The sequence below is a fragment of the Paenibacillus sp. MMS20-IR301 genome (assembly GCF_032302195.1).
GTDB lineage: Bacteria > Bacillota > Bacilli > Paenibacillales > Paenibacillaceae > Paenibacillus_AQ.
On record NZ_CP135275.1, the window covers coordinates 601,049 to 618,530 of the forward strand.

A 17,482-nucleotide genomic window follows, 5' to 3' on the forward strand; every position below is an offset into this window, starting at 1 on the left:
TAATTTTGAAAGAAAATCATACCCGTAAGTTGCTCGACACTTGGTTTAATTTTAAGTTCCGGCTGCTCACAGGCGGAATTGCGGTGGGGGTATTTTCCGGGAGTGTTGTTGTGCTGTTCCGATTTGTTCTGGAGTATGTACTGGAACTTGTGCTGGGCTTTTACCGCTATCAATTGGATCATGTTTGGGCCATCCCCCTGTGGCTGGTGGTTCTGGTGTCTGCCGGATGGATAACAGGAATCCTCGTGAAGAAGCAGCCGGCGATTTCCGGCAGCGGAATTCCGCAGGTCAAGGCAGTGCTGCAGAATAAATTAGAAATGAACTGGTGGCAGGCGGTCAGTGCCAAATTTATCGGCGGGACGCTTAGTATAGGCACCGGATTATCGCTCGGCAGAGAAGGCCCTTCGATTCAGATTGGAGCACTGATCGCCCAAGGCTTCAGCCGGATCATGCGTAAATCAAAAACAGAAGAAAATATACTGATTACCTGCGGGGCAAGCGCGGGCCTGGCTGCCGCATTTAATGCCCCCATTGCGGGGGTTATTTTCGCGCTTGAAGAAGTACATATGAATTTTTCGCCTCTTATTATGATAGCGGCCTTGGCCTCATCGCTTACAGCTGATTTTGTGTCCAAGGAGTTTTTTGGAATGAATCCGGTTTTTCACTTCACGAATATCGGAGCAACCCCGCTGAATCTATACTACCACCTGATTCTTCTTGGGATTATTGTCGGCATACTGGGGATCGGGTTTAACAGAGGCATCTATGCTTTTCAGGATATATACCGGAAAATGACCTGGCTGCCCGCCCATTTCAGACCTGTTCTTCCCTTTGTAATGGCCGGATTGCTGGGATTGTGTTTTCCTGTAGTGCTGGGGGGCGGCAATAAACTGATTAATGAGCTGGTAGAAGGGCCCTTTCAGCTGAAGCTGCTGTTTCTCATCCTCATTGTTAAATTTCTGTTTACACTATTCAGCTATGGCTCATCTGCTCCGGGCGGCATTTTCCTGCCTATGCTGGTAATTGGGGGCCTGGTCGGAGTAATCTACAGCAAAGTAATCAACGGGTTTACGGGTGCGCCTACGCTTAGCGAGAGCAGTTTTCTTATTCTGGCCATGGCCGGTTATCTCACCGCGAGCCTTAAAGCCCCCATAACCGGAATTATCTTAATTACCGAAATGACAGGCTCCTTCTCCAATCTGCTCTCTACCGGTATTGTCTGCCTGAGCGCATATATGACTGCGGAGCTGTTCCGCTCACATCCTATATACGAAGTCCTTCTGGAACGGTTCATGCATCAGGGAAAGACAAACATTCCGGCGGGTTCCTCCGGCAAAATCATTCTGGAAATCCCCGTACACCTGGGTTCAATGCTGGATGGAACCACGATCAGAGAGTATACCTGGCCGGCTGAATGTCTGATTGTCTCGGTAAAACGGGGCTCCAGCGAGCTGATCCCGCATGGTGGCCTAATAATGCTGGCTGGAGATTATTTAAACATCCTCACAGCAGCAGCCAACGCTCCCCTGGTTAAAGAAGCATTGGCTGCGGATACCGAGACGGTTCAATAGGATAGTCTCACAGCTGGGCGGCAACGGTGTGACTGATGCGGACTATGATATTTCCAGCAAAAAACTGTTTAATGTTGCATTTACAATCTGGGCACCGCTGCCTATCCAGATTAAATGTCCCCATGTTTCAAGCAGGCAAAGCTTGGATTGAAGAATATGTTCATGAGCAGTTATAGCGTGTCCGGGGACAACCGTATGATCATTTTTGCTGTGAATAATTAAGGTTGGACATAATACTGACTGTAAATCGGAATGAGACAGCGAAGCATTCTGTTCAAGATCCAGTATAAATCCATGACCGGAGCGCTGGCGCTGATTCATGGCAACGAATTGTTCAATGTCCTGCCGGGAAAACTGCTTTAATATCTCGGTTACGGGAAGCGTGCTGAAGGAGGGGAGCATTTGCTTCAGCATAACTTTCGGAAACCTGCTGCTAAGGAAAGAAATCAGTTTCCAGGTGTATTTTTCCGTTCGAGGGTGAAATAATATTCTGGCTGCCTTATAGGTTATGTCATTGTTATGCCATTCTTTGGTGACGGCAGACTGGAGGGTTAGACTGCTGACCCTGCCGGGATAGCGGGAGGCAAATTTTATCCCGCTTGGACCCCCGGCGGAAACGGCAATCACATGGACCTTGCTGAAGTTCAGATGGTCAATCAGGCGCAAGTAAATTTCACAGGCGGACTCCAGCGAACATCCCAGCTTTTTGCTGGTCTTCCCGTAGCCGGGTCTGGAAGGAGTGATGATGCAGTATCCTTGCTCCAGAAGATTCTTGTAGCCAAAGTCCTCCTGACAATTCGAGTGTCCTCCATGAAAAAGAAGAATTGGCTGTCCTGCTCCAGTTACTGTGTATTCCATTGCTGTACCGTGGTCCAATTGTAACATCTGGGTTATTTTTGGCATCACTTAAAGTCCTCTCTCCCTCCAGTTGCTAATGACATCTTATAGGACAGCAGCAGTTAAGGAAAGTGAAATCAATTTTCTTCTATAAATTCAGGGCTGCAAGCTCGTGGCACCTTTACATTGGCCTCCGGTGACGATATAATAACCCTAATTGTATATGGATTTAAACGGAGGAGCCTGCCAACAGCGGGCTCTTTTTGTGTTTTTTTGCTGGAATAAATTTGCTTTTCAGGGGGCTTGAATATGGAAATGAAGAGGGAAAGCATCATGGTGTGTGTACATTACGGTCCCCACGGGCAGCGGCTGATCCAGAGGGGGAGCCGGCTGGCAGAGCTTCTCCATGCACCATTGATCGTGCTAACTGTAGATGCATTAGGAGACAATGAGTATAACCGGGAGAAGCAGCAGTACCTTTCAGGCTGGGAAACTCTGACGAAGGCTGCCGGAGGGGAATTTGTAATCCGCAATAGTAACGGTAAAAAAACCTCCGAGGTGATATCAAAGACGGCACAGGAGCGGGGGATTACACAGATCGTGATCGGCCAATCGGGCCAGACACTCTGGCAGGAGATTACCAAAGGGAATTTTATCAATGAGCTGCTGGAGCGGATCGGTCCGGTTGATCTTCACATCGTTGCTGTACAGCGGTATCCTGAGCTGCTTGAACAAACTCATGAGCAGGGGATTACTGCTTATCTGCTCCGCAGGAAGGACCGTTATGTGCTCTCCGATGAAGCTTCCGGGGATGAGGCGATGAAGGGCATTTTCTTCCGTGAGCTTCATACCGATTTTAACACTGGCCTGTTCAAAATTGTAACCAACGGCGAGGCGCAATATTTGCGGGTCGTGCAAAATGAGTGGGTTAAGCCGCAATAAACCAAATTAAGAAAATGAAAAGGAGGGGTGCTGTGCCGTGCTTTACATTGTAATTTCACTTCCGTTCCTGCTGGCTCTGCTGCTGCTGCTGATCAGACAGAACCTGCGCTTTCATCTGGGCTGGATCGTTCTGCCCTTGCCGGTACTTCTATTCTTCTACTTCCTGACCAAGATTCCGGCTATTCAGGCGGGAGATAATCTAATCGTCAGTTTCCCATGGATGCCTTCCTTTGGGGTCGATTTCACACTGGTGCTGGACGGACTCAGTATGCTGTTCGTCCTGTTGATTACCGGGATGGGAATGCTTGTGTTACTTTATTCCATTTATTATCTCGATAAGCAGACTGAGGGAATCCGCCAGTTCTATATTTATCTGCTGATGTTCATGGGGGCTATGCTGGGTGTGGTGCTGTCAGATAATCTGATGGTGCTGTACGGGTTCTGGGAGCTGACCAGCATTTCCTCATTCCTGCTCATCGCCTTCTGGTACCGCCGGGAAAGATCCTCCTATGGGGCGCTGAAATCTATGCTGATTACGGTTTTTGGCGGTCTGGCCATGTTTGCCGGCTTTAATCTGCTGTATGTAATGAGCGGTACCTACAGTATCCGTGAAATTGTTGCACAGGCAGGGGCGCTGGCAGACCAGCCGATGCTTATCCCGGCCATGCTGCTTATTCTGCTGGGCGCGTTCACGAAATCGGCCCAATTCCCATTCCACATCTGGCTGCCGGATGCGATGGAAGCTCCGACACCTGTCAGCGCCTATCTTCATTCGGCCACGATGGTTAAAGCGGGACTCTACCTGGTGGCCAGACTGACTCCCTTGTTTGCAGGGCAAGCTGCATGGTTCTGGATTGTATCCGTTACCGGATTGTTCACCCTGCTCTATGGGGCATTTAAAGCCATCCGGCAAACCGATCTCAAGGCTTTGCTCGCCTACTCTACCATAAGCCAGCTTGGGCTGATTATGAGCCTGCTCGGGCTCGGCTCGGCAGCGGCCTTTGTTACAGGTGAACAAGAAGCGGTGTTCTATTCGATGGCTACGGCAGCAGCGCTTTTTCATCTCATTAATCATGCTGTCTTTAAAGGCAGCTTGTTTATGGTCGTGGGTATCATTGACCACGAGACAGGTACCCGTGAGCTCCGTAAGCTGGGCGGTCTCATGTCGCTCATGCCAATTACCTTTTCAGTGGCCCTGATCGGAGCCTTCTCCATGGCAGGGCTGCCGCCGTTCAGCGGATTCCTCAGTAAAGAAATGTTCTTTACTTCCGTTCTGAATATCCGGGAGTTTGACCTCCTAAGCTCAGGGTCGTGGCTGCAGCTCTTTCCTGTAATCGCCTGGATCGCCAGTGTGTTTACCTTTGTATACAGTATGATTCTCGTCTTCAAAACCTTCGGGGGCAGGCTCCAGCAGAACAAGCTGGATAAGATTCCGCATGAAGCGCCGCTGGGGCTTTTACTGCCGCCGGTGATTCTAATCTCACTTGCTGTCCTGTTCGCCTTCTTCCCGGGGCTGGTTTCGGGCACACTGATTGAACCGGCGATGGCCTCGATCCACACCGGTCTGCTTGCGGCAGACGAATCCTTCGGGGTATCTATTCATTTCTGGCATGGCTGGACACCGGAGATCTTCATGACGCTTGGCGTTGCGGCTGCAGGTATGCTGCTGTTCAAAGGCTATAGCCGGATGAAGGTGCTGGACCGTGAGGCCAGCGGAAGAAATACGCTTAACCGTATTTATAACGGCTCGCTGCAATGGCTGGAACGTGGTTCCCGGCGGCTGACAGATACGTACATGACAGGCTCTAACCGCCATTATCTACTTTATATCTTCAGCTTTTTCATTATCGCTCTGCTGACCGTTCTGCTGGGGCAAAGAGGAATAAGCTTCGGGATGAATCAGTATGCGCCTTTATCCTTTTATGAGATAGCTGTTGTAGCAGTGATGCTCCTGGCTGCATTTGCCGTGCCTTTTGCTAAATCGCGTGTTAATGCGATCCTGTTCACCGGTGGTGCAGGGTACATGGTGACCCTGCTCTTTGTTCTCTTCCGGGCGCCTGATCTTGCGCTTACCCAAATGATTATTGAGACGGTGTCCGTTATCCTGTTCCTGCTCTGCTTCCGCTATCTGCCGAAGCTGAAAGGGCAGAAGGAGCCGCTGCGCTTTAAGCTGCCAAATCTGGTCATCGCGCTTGGCGGCGGCATCACTATAACGCTGGTTGCGCTGGCAGCGATGGGCAGCAGTCCCTTTGAACCAATCTCCGAGTTCTTTTTGAAAGAAAGCTACAATTTGGCTGGAGGGAAGAATGTAGTCAACGTCATTCTGGTGGATTTCCGCGGATTTGATACCCTGTTCGAAATTATGGTGCTGGGGATTGCCTCACTGGCGATTTATGGTTTAATTCATTTGAGGATGGAGCCTGATCTGCCACAGCCGGGAAAAGCCCGCAAGAGCAGTTCACTCCGCAGTAATGATGTGATTCTGCAGACGATGTCGAAGGGGATCGTTCTAATTATTATCGTATTTTCCTTCTATTTGTTCTTCGCCGGACATAACCATCCGGGCGGCGGTTTTATCGGGGCCTTAATGACATCTGCCGCGCTTGTACTGATGGCGGTTGCCTTCGGCATGGACCAGGTCCGCAAGGCCTTTCCGGTCAATTTCCGTTTACTCACTGCAGTAGGATTGTTAATAGCCATCCTTACAGCGTCGGGCTCGTTTTTGTTCGGGGCCCCTTTTCTGAGCCATGCTTTCGGCCACTTTGATCTGCCTGTGCTCGGGGATACGGAGCTGGCGACTGCCGTCCTGTTTGATCTGGGCGTGTACCTGGCCGTAATTGGTGTCACCATGAACATCATCTTATCGATCGGAGGGGATAAGTCTTGGAACTCTTAATGGCGGTAGCAGTCGGAATCCTTTTTACTATAGGCATTTACCTCATTCTGTCGAAGAGCCTGCTGCGCATTGTATTGGGTACATCCCTGATGACACACGGTGTCCATCTGCTGCTTCTGACTATGGCCGGACTCAAAAAGGGTGCAGCGCCGGTCCTGGGTACAGGGGCGGATACTTATGTTGATCCGCTGCCGCAGGCGCTGATCCTGACCTCCATTGTCATCAGCTTTGGGGTCACGGCCTTCTTTTTCGTACTTGCATACCGATCCTATCAGGTGCTGGGGACGGATGAAATGGATAGTATCAAGGAGGAGAAGGAATGAGCAATTTATTAGTGCTGCCGATTCTGATTCCCCTGAGTACTGCGGTTATTCTGATTTTTTGTAAGGAGAAGATCCGGCTGCAGCGCGGAATCAGTGCTGTCAGCGGGTTACTGAATATACTCACTGCATTATTGCTGGTTTCACGCGTCCATACTGAGGGGATACAAACCTTACAGATGGGGGGCTGGATGCCGCCCTACGGCATCGTTTTTGTAGGAGATATGTTTGCTGTACTGCTGGTCATGATGGCTTCGCTTGTCAGCTTTGCAATACTGCTCTATTCATTCAGCAGTATAGGAGAGAAGCGGGAGCGGTATTATTACTATACATTCTTCCACTTTTTGCTCGTAGGGGTGTATGGCTCCTTCCTTACCGGGGATATATTTAATTTGTTTGTTTTCTTTGAAGTGATGCTGATTTCTTCCTATGCGCTCATTTCACTTGGAGGAACAAGGCTCCAGCTGCGGGAAACATCCAAATATCTGCTGATTAATATTGTATCCTCAACACTGTTTGTAGCAGCAGTAGCGTATCTCTATGCAGCAGTGGGGACGCTCAATATGGCTCATCTGTCCCAGCGTATTGCTGAAGCCGGTCAGGGGGGCGTGCTGAACGTAATTGCGATGTTATTCTTAATCGTATTCTCTCTGAAGGCCGGACTGTTCCTGTTTTTCTGGCTGCCGGGCTCCTACAGCGCCCCCCCATTTGCGGTCAGAGCGTTGTTCGGTGCACTGCTGACCAAAGTAGGGCTGTATGCAATCATTCGTACATTTACACTGTTATTTGTAAATGATACAGATTTCACACAACCATGGATTACCTGGATGGCGGTAGCCACCATGATCCTTGGCGGCCTGGGGGCAGTGGCTTACAACGATATTCCGCGTATTTTGAATTACAACGTTATTGTTAGTGTAGGTTTTGTAATCTTCGGACTTGCTGCCGGGACCCCCGGTTCACTAAACGGCGCGGTGTTCTATCTGCTGCACGATATGCTGGCAAAAGCCCTGATGTTCATGCTTGGCGGGATGATTATCACCGCTGCAGGGACAGAGCGCCTAGCTGGAATGGGCGGCATGATCAAAAAATATCCGCTCATCGGCTGGATGTTCTTTATCCTGACCCTTGCCTTGGTGGGCATTCCGCCGCTTAGCGGCTTTGCTGGTAAACTTCTGATTATCCGCGGGGCTCTGGATGCCGGCATGCTGGCGTTATCGCTCATTGGTCTGGGATCAAGCTTCCTCGTGCTGTATTCCTTAATCAAGATATTCAGGCTGGCATTCTGGGGCAATGAACCGGAGAAAGAACTGCCACAAGTCAGGTTGAAGCATTCTTCGGCCGTTGCCGCATGCCTTTTGGTGCTTGTAATCCTAATGGGGATAGGATCTGAGGCGATATATACCTATGTATCACAGGCTGGAGAAGTTCTGTCCTCGCCGGCACTGTATATTGAATCTGTGATGAAGGAGTAGAGGGCTATGATGCTGCAGATCGTGCTTAACCTTTTGATTGCTTTCTTGTGGATGTTCATGAACAATAATATTTCCGGTGGAAGCTTCATTGTGGGGTATCTGCTTGGAATTGTGCTTTTACTTGTCATGCAGAAATCACGGAAACAGCCATTCTATCTTAGACGTTTATGGGCAGTGCTGAAACTTCTGCTGATCTTTGCCCGTGAGCTGACAGTATCCAATTTTGTAGTGATTGGTCATATTATCCGGCCGAAACTCAACATACGCCCTGGTATTTTTGCTTATGAGACTGCCTTGACCTCGGCGTGGGAAGTTACCTTGCTGTCCTGCCTGATCTGCTTGACTCCGGGAACATTAACGCTGGATGTCTCAAGAGACGGAACAACCCTGTATATCCACGCTATTGATATTAAAGATGCAGAGGAGATGGCAAGCCAGATCCGAAAAAGTTTTGAGCAGACCATACTGGAGGTGAGCCGCGGATGAACCAGCCCATATTGACTGCTGCTCTGGTAATTCTGGGGCTGGCGCTGCTGGCCTGCGTATTCCGTCTTCTGGCAGGGCCGACCCGTTCAGACCGCGTTGCCGCCCTGGATACGATAGGAATTGATGTTCTGGCAATGATTGCAGTGATCTGCATGCTGCTGGATACACAGGACTTTCTGGAAATCATTCTGGTAATCGGTATTCTTACCTTTATTGGGACAACAGCGCTGGCCAGATATATTGAACGCGGCATTGTGATGGAAGAGGAAGGAGGAGACAGAAATGACACTTGAACTGATAGGTAAAATTCTGGTCCTGCTCGGCGCGATATTCTGCGGGCTCAGCGCATTTGGCTTGATCCGGTTGCCCGATGTGTATCTGCGCTCGCATGCGGCCACCAAAAGTGCAACATTCGGGGTGCTCTGTGTGCTGGGAGGTGCGTTTCTGTACTTTCTGTTCGCTGACGGTACCATCAGTATCAAGCTGCTGCTCGCGATTCTATTTGTCTTCATTACTTCTCCGGTGGCAGGTCATCTAAACGGGCGTGCTGCTTACCGTTCCGGGGTCCCTTTATGGAGGGGCAGCGTCCGGGATGATATGAAATCCTCTATCGAGAAGGATCAGTAAATGCCTGCAAAATAATGATAATTCGCTGAATCCCACATTGGGAGCGGGGGAACCAGGTATCTGGGGTGAATCTCGAATAATTCGAGCAGGGCTATGCTCACTTGAGCCCGAATCCGGCAGCTAACCTCGTAAGCGTACAAGAGAGGAGTCATATGCAATGCCGCATATTGAAGTTAATGGGACCACACTATACTATGAGGTGTCGGGCAGCGGTCTGCCGATTGTTTTTCTTCATGATCATTCGACCTCGCATCGTATGTTTGAGCCGCAGGCAGATTATTTCAGCAAACGGGCTAAAGTGATTCTGTTTGATCTGAGAGGGAACGGGCAGTCCGGTAAAATGGATGTGGAAATTAGCAGAATAGTGGACACGCAATGTGAGGATTTAAAAGGGTTGCTGGACGGGTTATCTATTACTAAGGCTGTAATCGTAGCTTGTTCGAGTGGAGCTGTTCTGGCGCACAAGTTTGCTTATCAGTACCCGGAGCGGGTTATGAACATGGTTTTGGTAGACAGTTATTTTCATAGTAATTATACGGCGGCAGCCGGTAAGGTAAAGGAGTTTCTGGAAATCTGCGCATGGGCGGCCCACTATCTTCCGGCGGAAATGTTCATCCGTTCTTTGCGGATCACGTACAACAAATGGTATGAAGCTTACCGTATCCTGAGGGGTGAGCTATTGCATGAACGGACGACGGAGCTTATTAAGCAGCGCCTGGCCCTGCGGCACACGGATAGCTGCGGGTTCGCGCTGCGGCTGAAGATTCCTGTTCTTTGTGTATCAGGCAACCGGAATGAGTGGGTGCTGGAGCAAGTGAAGAAGGCGGCGGCCCGATATTCGTTTGCACGGTTAGCCATACTTGAGGATGCGATGTACCCGAGCCACCTGTGCCAGCCCGAGCACTTCAATAGGCTGCTGCTTGAGTTTTTACAAGACCAGCATGCATTCGAGCGATCGGCATCCGGGAAGTAGAGGATTGCCTGCTGGATTTCCCGTTCAGGGATCTTGGTCAAATAGGAGCCTAGCCTGTTTACTTTTTTGACAGAGATCCCGCAATGATTGGTACATCTTCCGCAGGCGGCACACACTCCGTATTACCCGCCTCACACCGCCTCACTCCGCATTGCTGCGGAACTGGTTGGGGGTGATACCTTTATACTTTTTGAACACCTGGTAGAAGTATTTCGTGTCATTGTACCCGGACTGCAGCGCGATATCCTCAATCCGCATGCCCGGGTCCTTGAACAGCAGGCAGGCACGCTCGATGCGGACCTTGTGCAGATAGTCGGTGAAGCTGATTTTGAGCTGCTGCTTGAACAGCAGGCTAAGGTAACCCGGGGTAATGTAGATTTCCCGCGCGACAATCTCGCGGTTGATGTCCTTCATATAGTTCTGCTCGATGTACAGCTTGGCCGATTCAAGCAGCTTGTTGCTGTTCTTCTTGGAGGACAAATGCTCGCTGACTCTGAGGGCAGTCTCCAGCAGCGACTGGAAAATATTATCCAGACTGGAGCGGGACAGGACATGAATCAGCTCGGTCAGATTTTGCCCGAACACCTTATTCACGTTGACGTTGTTCTCAATACACAGCTTGTACAGGGCGAAGAACAGCGCGAAGCTCGATTTGATCACCTGGTCCCGCGACACGGTTTCGGGCTGCAGTGCCACATTAAACAGCGACAGCATCTCGGTGATTTCCTCGCTGGAGCCGCTGCGGACAGCCTTCAGCACCTCCTGCTCCTCATGCAGAGGATAGGAGGACTGGGAGGATTCATCATCGAACTCCCCGCTGAACTCGACGATTTTGCCGGTGCCGGTATAGTTCCGGGTGTTAAGCGCCTGTGAAGCCTCCAGGAAGGAACGCCGCAGATGCTGGATGTTATGATCCAGGCTGCCGATTCCGGCGGAGACGGTGAACTTCAGATAGCTTGCGATATTATCCTGGATAATCCGGATATAGCCGCTTAACTCTTCATGATCGAGCAGATCATCGGTGTTCAGCACAAGGACTATATCATCCTGATGTTCAAAAGCGGTACATACGATAGACTCCGGCAGGGATTCCTCGCAGATATTTTTCAGGCCGTATTTGAGCAACTCGGTGTCCTCATGCAGATACTTCTGGTGCAGCTGCTGGAAGTTGTCGATCCGCAGCAGAATCACCCCGTACATCATGTAGGGGAAGACCAGATTGTTCATTTTCAGATTGGCCAGCAGCCGGGAGTAGGAGGAGCTTTCGGTCAGGATCAGCTGGCTTAATGTCTTCTCCTTCAAGAGCGGGAGGCTCTCACGGAAGCCCTGGCGCAGATGCTCAAGCGAAGTAATCTCCAGCTTCTCTGAACGGATCTGCTCCGTGATGGCGAGAATCGTATTCAGAATCTCCTGTCTCCGGCTCGGCTTCAGCAGATAGTTGCTGGCTCCGACCCGGATGGCTTTCTGGGCGTAGGCAAAATCATCATACCCGCTCATAATGACCGATTTGATATGCGGGTACTTCGCAGATACGGCAGAAATCAGCTCCAGCCCGTCCATCTGCGGCATGCGGATATCGGTCAGCATAATATCTACCGGATGGCTGCTTAAGATTTCCAGTGCCTCCTGTCCGTCCCGGGCTTCTGCCACAATGCTGATGCCGTGGGCCTGCCAGTCGATCAATGTTCTGATGCCCACCCGGGCCCGTTCCTCATCATCCACGATAATCATATTAAACATGGCCGAAGCCTCCTTATAAGACGCATTTAAGTTTGAACGTTATGCTTTATTCGTCACTGCGGCGAACATTTGGACTTCCGGCCGCTAACGCTTCTGCAGGTTCCTGTGAGCTTGAGCTTTTGAATAGTAAGGAAGCAGAGAATTCATTCTATTGTACTTTGTACAGCAGATCACAGCAAAATCAGCCCTAAAATAGAATCTATTGTACTTTGTACACTCGTTTCATGAGTTTTTGGCATTCTAAGCTCATTTTCCTGAAAAGCATTGTACGAAATACAATAGAATAGTTTTTTCGGGCATTTAGCAATGAATCAAATGTATATAATACAATTGCCCTATTGTTACAGGCGTTCTCCTATCGTTAATAAACTTAAGCTTCCAGTTCAAGCTATATAGTTGTCACTGTTCTACCTCAATATCCATAATCGCCGGAATGACGATCTCCACGCGGGTGCCCTCTCCCGGGACACTCGAATAATTCAGGGTGAAATCGCCCTTATAGAAATGCTTCAGCCGGTCGTATACATTCTGGACCGCATACCCCCCGACATCCGGGGCTGTATACACATCCGATTCCTCGCGGTCCTTGAGAATATTCTGCAGCGTCTCGCTGCTCATCCCGCCCCCGTTATCCTCAATGACAAAGACAAGCTTGTCCCCGGTTAATTGCCCGCTGATGCTTACTCTGCCGCCGCCGCGTTTCTGCTCAATGCCGTGAACGAGTGCGTTCTCAATAAATGGCTGCAGGCTGAGCTTCAGAATAACGAAGGCTTCCAGCTCCGCAGGAATATCAATGACGAATTCGAGCGACTCCTTGAATCTCATTTTCTGCAGGGAGAGGTACAGCCCGATCAGTTCTTTCTCCTTGGCTACGCTGGTGAAGCTCTTCCCGCGGTTCAGGCTTAAGCGGAACAGCCGGGAGAGGTTGATCACCATCTCGCTGATCTTGTCCTGCCCGGAGGACTCCGCCTCCCAAAAAATCGTATCCAGCATGTTATACAAAAAGTGGGGATTGATCTGCGACTGCAATGCTTTTAACTCTGCTTCCTGCTCCTTGAGCTTGAGCAGATAGGCATCGTCCACAAGCGCCTTGATGTTCGCCACCATGTTATTGTATCCCCGGCTCAGCTGGCCGATCTCATCCCAGTACTTGATGTTAACCTTCTCGTCGAATTGGCCGTTCTGGAAACGCCGCATTGACAGCAGCAGCGTCTTAATCGGTGCCGTCAGGAACGAGGAGAAAAACATCAGCAGGGGTATACTAAGCACCAGACTGGCCAGAATCATCACCAGCACAGCGGATTTAATCGAGCTAAGCTCTTCCGTTAAGGAACTGAGCGGCACACTGTACAGCGTAATCCAGCCGTCCTCGTTGATATTGTAATTCAGCAGCGTATCCCCGCCTTTAATATTGACGATGGTGGAGCCCGAGAGAACGCCTGCTGCCGCCTGCTTCAGCACGAAATCGACAGCTTTGGGACTATAGGTTTCTTTGCCTGCGGCCAGCAGCTGCTCCCCGTGCTCATTCAGAATCAGGATGCCATGGTCCTGATCATAGAGATTCGTCAGGTAAGTCTTGCGGATCGTCTCCAGATTGATGCCGACGAAGACAAAGCCGATCCGGTTGCCGTTGACAATATCGCGGATAATCCGGGTCATCCCCAGCTTCTCGTTGCGGTTGCTCTGGATGAACACATTATTCTCCCGGGTCAGCGGGAACCAGTAGGAGGCGCCGTTTAAGGCAACGGTCTCTTTATAGATTGCATTATTAATAATAGTATCGAAGCTGTTAGCCCCGCTGCTGTCATCGGTTGCGACTTGAAATATAGGTGTCGGGACGCTCCCGTAGAGGGACAGGTAATCGAAATTTCCGGTTACGAGCATCTGGTTCATCATTGAGGCGGTCGGCCCGTTATAGAATTGGTTCTCGATCTCTACAGAATCCGCAGTATTGTTTCTTAAGGTCTCCTGCACGACGGACGCCAGGCTGAAGACGGTAACCCAGTCGGCGATGGTCTTTTGCATCCGGGAGAGGTTGCTGTTGATCTGCTTCAGGACACTCTGGTTGGAATTGCTTACTTTATTGATAATCTGCTTCTTGGAGATCGAGTAGGAATACCCGCCAATGGAGAAGGTGACCGCTGTAATCAGCAGGAAAATAAGGATCGTTATCTTATATCGCAGATTCAGATTCAAGTAGAAACGCAGCATGGGATCACTGACCTTTGCCTTAAGAGTAGATAAGAATACAGCAGCTGTGCACTGTTCATTAATAGTATGCCAAAGTACCGGAGATAAACAAGGCTCACGGGAAGGAGTCGACAATTTTAAACTTTACTCTCTTTTTCTCTACTGACCGCCTTCAGGGATCTCTGTTACGATGTTGTCAGCACAAAGAAGCCAAGCCAGTTCAACATAAACTAGGGGGAGATTACATGGTTAAGAATACAAAGTCCAAACGGAATATAACGCTGATTGCGGCGCTTGCGGCAGTCTCAGTACTCAGTGCATGCGGCAATAATAACAGCGGCGGGAATGCAGCCGGCAGCAGCACAGACGGTAATGCGGCAGGAAGCGCAGGAGAGCAGGTTACCCTCCGTCTCTTCTCGAACCTCCCGGACCGTAAGTCCGGCCAGGGCCTGGCTGAGCAGATGGTCATCGACAATTATACGAAAGAGAATCCTAATGTAAAAATCGAACTCGAAACGCTCGCCGAGGAGCCGTTCAAGAACAAGCTGAAAGCCTATATGGCTTCCAATGAGGCACTGGACATCACCATGGTACACGGCGGAGCGGAACTGAACACACTGGTCCAGGCCGGTTATGTCAAAGAGCTTGATCCCGCAGAGTATGAGGGCGAAACTTACAACTTCCTGCCAGGCGTGTACAAGTCCTTCACCTTCAACGATAAATTGTATGGTCTTCCGCGCAACAGTGATTATGAGGTTATCTACTACAACAAAAAAATATTTGCCGACAATGGTGTGAATGTGCCGACCACCTATGCGGAGCTGCTGGATGCGGCTAAGCAATTCCGTGCCAAGGGCATTGAGCCGATGTCGGTTAACGGTAAAGATCTGTGGAGCTTCGCAGCCTTCTTCCAGGATCTTGTGATCCGGGTGAGCGGTGACCAGAGCCTGACACTGGATGCGGTAGACCAGAAGAAGAGCTTTACAACAGATGAAAGCTTCATTACAGCAGCTAAGCTGCTTGGGGAAGCAAGAGATGCTAAGCTGTTCCAGGAATCGTTCATGACGGCAGACTACGGTGCATCCCAGAACTTATTCACGCAAGGAAGAGCGGCCATGTGGTACATGGGTTCATGGGAAGCCGGAATGGCTACCAATGAAAGCTTGTCCGAAGACTTCCGCAATAATGTGGCTGTACTGAAATTCCCGGTTGTCGACGGCGGCAAGGGCAAGGATACAGACCTGCTGGCCTGGAACGGCGGCGGCTACTCGCTGGTCAGCAGCTCCAAGCATCCGGAAGAAGCCAAGAAGTTCTTCGATTACCTGATGAGAGCAGATCAGTGGGCCAAAACGGTCTGGGATACAGGCGCGGCAGTGCCTGCCCAGAAATATGAGCTTACCGGCAGTGAAAGCGGGCTGCAGCAACAGCTGACTGAAGTGCTTACCGGAGCGACCACTACAGCAGGGTCCCTTGGCCTTGATTATGGCACACCGAAGTTCAAAGATGACGGCCAGAATGCCTTCGGCAAGTTCTTCGCCGGCGGATCGACACCTGAAGAGCTGCTGGCAGAACTGCAAAAAGCAGCGGAATCTCAATAAACAAATATAGAGAGTGAAAGGGGACAGGGCAGGAAGCTTCTTGCCCTTCTCTAATCTCAAGGATGGAGTGAGACTTCCATGCAAAAAGTATTCAATAATAAAACCGCCATATTCCTGTTCGTCTTTCCGGGAATTCTCTTATTCGCACTGACTTTTCTCGTTCCAATCTTTCTTAGCGGCTACTACTCCCTGAGAGATACACTGGCGCCGGGCACACCCTCTACCTTCACAGGCTTTGCTAACTATACACAGCTTCTGTTCCACGACAGCCGGTTCTGGCTGGCTTTACGCAATGCGATTCTGCTCGGACTCGGCTTTATCTTCATTCAGCATCCGATTGCCATCTTTTTCGCCATCATGCTGGACCGCCTGGGCGGGAAAGCGGAGAAGTGGTTCAGAACGATCTTTTTCATCCCGTGCGTTATTTCTGTAGTCGTTATTTCGAAAATGTGGCTGTCCCTGCTGGACCCTACCTTCGGCGCCTTCAACAAGCTGCTCGATACGCTGGGCCTGGGCATGCTGAAGCATGCGTGGCTGGGCGACAGCAGTACGGCACTCGTGACGATGCTGTTCATCCTGATCTGGGCCGGATTCGGCTGGGGGCTGCTGTTCTACTATGCGGGCCTCAAAGGAATTCCGGATGAAATGTATGAAGCGGCATCCCTGGACGGGGCGTCCGGCTTCAAATTACATCTGCGGATTACTGTTCCGCTGCTCTCACCGGTCATTACGGTGCAGATAACACTGGCAATGATTACTGCCTTGAAGCAAATGGAAACCGTGTTCCTGACCACCAACGGCGGTCCCGGCGACTCCACGCAGTTCCTGGCTGTATACCTATATAACAAAGCCTTCTCGGCCAGCCAATACGGCTATGCCAATGCGATTTCGATTCTCTTCATTATCGTCTGTCTGCTGGCGACCTACCTCAGCAGCAAACTTACCCGCAGTGATGCTACGGAATTCTAAGGAGGCAACAACACCATGAAAAAAAGCACGAAAATCATACTATGGGTGTTCTTCCTTATTGTCGCCCTGGTTCAACTGTTCCCGTTAATCTGGCTGGTCGATTTCTCGTTCCTCAGCAGCAATGAATTCTATTCCTCAAGCATCCTGAAATGGCCGTCTGATCCGCAGTGGCAGAATTACATCAATGCCTGGGTGGACGGGAAATTCCTGCGGTATTTCCTTAACAGCGCATTTGTTACTACCGTTACAATCCTGCTGACAGTTGTGCTATCCTTAACACTGGGGTATGCGTTTACCCGGATGCAGTGGAGGTTCCGCTCTATCTTTTTCACCATTATTCTGCTTGGTATTATGATTCCTATTCATGCCACACTGCTGCCTAACTTTGCGATCTTCAAGGCGCTCGGCCTGACGAATTCCTATCTGGGGCTGATTCTGCCGTACACTGCGGTATCTGTACCTATGGGGACATTCATTCTGACCGGATTCCTGAAGAGTATCCCGAAAGCGATGGAAGAGTCGGCGGTGGTTGACGGAGCGGGGATTTACCGGATTGTGTTCCAGATTATCGCCCCGCTTACCGCGCCTGCACTTGTAACGGTTGTTGTAACCACGTTCCTGAACTGCTGGAATGAATTCATTATGGCTTCCACCTTCCTGAGCAAGGATGCACTGAAAACGCTGCCGTTCTCGGTCATGAACTTTGCCGGCCAGTATTCTTCGGATTATGGCTCACAGTTTGCGGTCATGGTGCTGACCTCGATCCCGGCAATTATTATCTATGCCATCTTCAATGAACAGATTACGAAAGGCGTTACCGCCGGTGCTGTTAAAGGTTAAACGTGCCCGGCCGGATTA

Annotated in this window: 15 protein-coding genes and 1 riboswitch; of the genes, 12 read left to right on the forward strand and 3 right to left on the reverse strand. The window is 50.3% G+C overall.

Translation table 11 applies throughout. From position 1 onward, the window contains the following. The first annotated feature begins 5 nt into the window (after window positions 1-5). Window positions 6-1,571, forward strand: a complete 1,566-nt coding sequence (locus LOS79_RS02415; protein ID WP_315416012.1) for a ClC family H(+)/Cl(-) exchange transporter — start codon at window positions 6-8, stop codon at window positions 1,569-1,571. 42 nt (window positions 1,572-1,613) lie between these two features. Here LOS79_RS02415 and LOS79_RS02420 read toward each other — a convergent pair whose 3' ends face one another. Further along, on the reverse strand, window positions 1,614-2,474 hold the full coding sequence (locus tag LOS79_RS02420; protein WP_315416014.1) for an alpha/beta fold hydrolase: 861 nt from the start codon (window positions 2,472-2,474) through the stop codon (window positions 1,614-1,616). Window positions 2,475-2,717: 243 nt separating this feature from the next. Here LOS79_RS02420 and LOS79_RS02425 point away from each other — a divergent pair, with 243 nt between their 5' ends. The 8 genes from LOS79_RS02425 (at window position 2,718) to LOS79_RS02460 (ending at window position 10,127) form a co-directional block, all read left to right on the forward strand. Next, entirely contained in the window at window positions 2,718-3,350 is a 633-nt protein-coding gene (locus LOS79_RS02425; RefSeq protein WP_315416016.1) for a universal stress protein, read from the forward strand. A gap of 37 nt (window positions 3,351-3,387) precedes the next feature. Then, a complete protein-coding gene (locus LOS79_RS02430; RefSeq protein ID WP_315416018.1) occupies window positions 3,388-6,246 on the forward strand; it encodes a Na+/H+ antiporter subunit A in 2,859 nt (952 codons plus the stop codon). Beyond that, window positions 6,234-6,569 carry a Na(+)/H(+) antiporter subunit C gene (locus LOS79_RS02435; protein WP_315416020.1) on the forward strand — a complete coding sequence of 112 codons (336 nt, stop codon included), beginning with the start codon at window positions 6,234-6,236 and terminating at the stop codon, window positions 6,567-6,569. Before LOS79_RS02430 ends, LOS79_RS02435 begins: the two co-directional genes overlap by 13 nt. Then, the gene (locus LOS79_RS02440; protein ID WP_315416022.1) at window positions 6,566-8,041 is read left to right on the forward strand and encodes a Na+/H+ antiporter subunit D; all 1,476 of its coding nucleotides are present in this window, start codon (window positions 6,566-6,568) and stop codon (window positions 8,039-8,041) included. Before LOS79_RS02435 ends, LOS79_RS02440 begins: the two co-directional genes overlap by 4 nt. Before the next feature lie 6 nt (window positions 8,042-8,047). Continuing rightward, complete coding sequence (locus LOS79_RS02445; protein ID WP_315416023.1) at window positions 8,048-8,527, forward strand: Na+/H+ antiporter subunit E; 480 nt, start codon at window positions 8,048-8,050, stop codon at window positions 8,525-8,527. Further along, complete coding sequence (locus LOS79_RS02450; protein WP_315416025.1) at window positions 8,524-8,820, forward strand: Na(+)/H(+) antiporter subunit F1; 297 nt, start codon at window positions 8,524-8,526, stop codon at window positions 8,818-8,820. The genes LOS79_RS02445 and LOS79_RS02450 overlap by 4 nt, the downstream gene beginning before the upstream one ends. Then, entirely contained in the window at window positions 8,810-9,154 is a 345-nt protein-coding gene (mnhG, locus tag LOS79_RS02455) for a monovalent cation/H(+) antiporter subunit G (RefSeq protein ID WP_315416026.1), read from the forward strand. Before LOS79_RS02450 ends, mnhG begins: the two co-directional genes overlap by 11 nt. Window positions 9,155-9,167: 13 nt before the next feature. Further along, a riboswitch (cyclic di-AMP (ydaO/yuaA leader) is annotated at window positions 9,168-9,304 on the forward strand. 7 nt (window positions 9,305-9,311) lie between these two features. Beyond that, window positions 9,312-10,127: an alpha/beta fold hydrolase gene (locus tag LOS79_RS02460; RefSeq protein WP_315416027.1), complete on the forward strand. Its 816-nt coding sequence runs from the start codon at window positions 9,312-9,314 to the stop codon at window positions 10,125-10,127. Window positions 10,128-10,268: 141 nt separating this feature from the next. On the opposite strand, the gene LOS79_RS02465 is transcribed toward LOS79_RS02460, so the two are convergent. Both LOS79_RS02465 and LOS79_RS02470 read right to left on the reverse strand, forming a co-directional pair. Continuing rightward, a complete protein-coding gene (locus LOS79_RS02465; protein WP_315416029.1) occupies window positions 10,269-11,867 on the reverse strand; it encodes a response regulator in 1,599 nt (532 codons plus the stop codon). 399 nt (window positions 11,868-12,266) lie between these two features. Further along, window positions 12,267-14,063: a sensor histidine kinase gene (locus LOS79_RS02470; protein WP_315416031.1), complete on the reverse strand. Its 1,797-nt coding sequence runs from the start codon at window positions 14,061-14,063 to the stop codon at window positions 12,267-12,269. A 239-nt stretch (window positions 14,064-14,302) separates the two neighbouring features. Between LOS79_RS02470 and LOS79_RS02475 the strand changes: the two genes are divergently transcribed. From LOS79_RS02475 to LOS79_RS02485, 3 genes are all read left to right on the forward strand, one after another. Further along, window positions 14,303-15,655 (forward strand): ABC transporter substrate-binding protein, encoded by a 1,353-nt coding sequence (locus LOS79_RS02475; RefSeq protein WP_315416033.1) that lies wholly within the window; start codon window positions 14,303-14,305, stop codon window positions 15,653-15,655. 78 nt (window positions 15,656-15,733) lie between these two features. Further along, window positions 15,734-16,624: a carbohydrate ABC transporter permease gene (locus LOS79_RS02480; RefSeq protein WP_315416034.1), complete on the forward strand. Its 891-nt coding sequence runs from the start codon at window positions 15,734-15,736 to the stop codon at window positions 16,622-16,624. 15 nt (window positions 16,625-16,639) lie between these two features. Then, window positions 16,640-17,464: a carbohydrate ABC transporter permease gene (locus LOS79_RS02485; RefSeq protein ID WP_315416035.1), complete on the forward strand. Its 825-nt coding sequence runs from the start codon at window positions 16,640-16,642 to the stop codon at window positions 17,462-17,464. The last annotated feature ends 18 nt before the right edge of the window (window positions 17,465-17,482 follow it).

Coding starts and splice junctions, on each gene's coding strand:
- LOS79_RS02420 (WP_315416014.1), bottom strand. CDS start 2,474: ATGCCAAAAATAACCCAGATGTTACAATTGGACCACGGTACAGCAATG.
- LOS79_RS02425 (WP_315416016.1), top strand. CDS start 2,718: ATGGAAATGAAGAGGGAAAGCATCATGGTGTGTGTACATTACGGTCCC.
- LOS79_RS02440 (WP_315416022.1), top strand. CDS start 6,566: ATGAGCAATTTATTAGTGCTGCCGATTCTGATTCCCCTGAGTACTGCG.
- LOS79_RS02445 (WP_315416023.1), top strand. CDS start 8,048: ATGATGCTGCAGATCGTGCTTAACCTTTTGATTGCTTTCTTGTGGATG.
- LOS79_RS02450 (WP_315416025.1), top strand. CDS start 8,524: ATGAACCAGCCCATATTGACTGCTGCTCTGGTAATTCTGGGGCTGGCG.
- mnhG (WP_315416026.1), top strand. CDS start 8,810: ATGACACTTGAACTGATAGGTAAAATTCTGGTCCTGCTCGGCGCGATA.
- LOS79_RS02460 (WP_315416027.1), top strand. CDS start 9,312: ATGCCGCATATTGAAGTTAATGGGACCACACTATACTATGAGGTGTCG.
- LOS79_RS02465 (WP_315416029.1), bottom strand. CDS start 11,867: ATGTTTAATATGATTATCGTGGATGATGAGGAACGGGCCCGGGTGGGC.
- LOS79_RS02475 (WP_315416033.1), top strand. CDS start 14,303: ATGGTTAAGAATACAAAGTCCAAACGGAATATAACGCTGATTGCGGCG.
- LOS79_RS02480 (WP_315416034.1), top strand. CDS start 15,734: ATGCAAAAAGTATTCAATAATAAAACCGCCATATTCCTGTTCGTCTTT.
- LOS79_RS02485 (WP_315416035.1), top strand. CDS start 16,640: ATGAAAAAAAGCACGAAAATCATACTATGGGTGTTCTTCCTTATTGTC.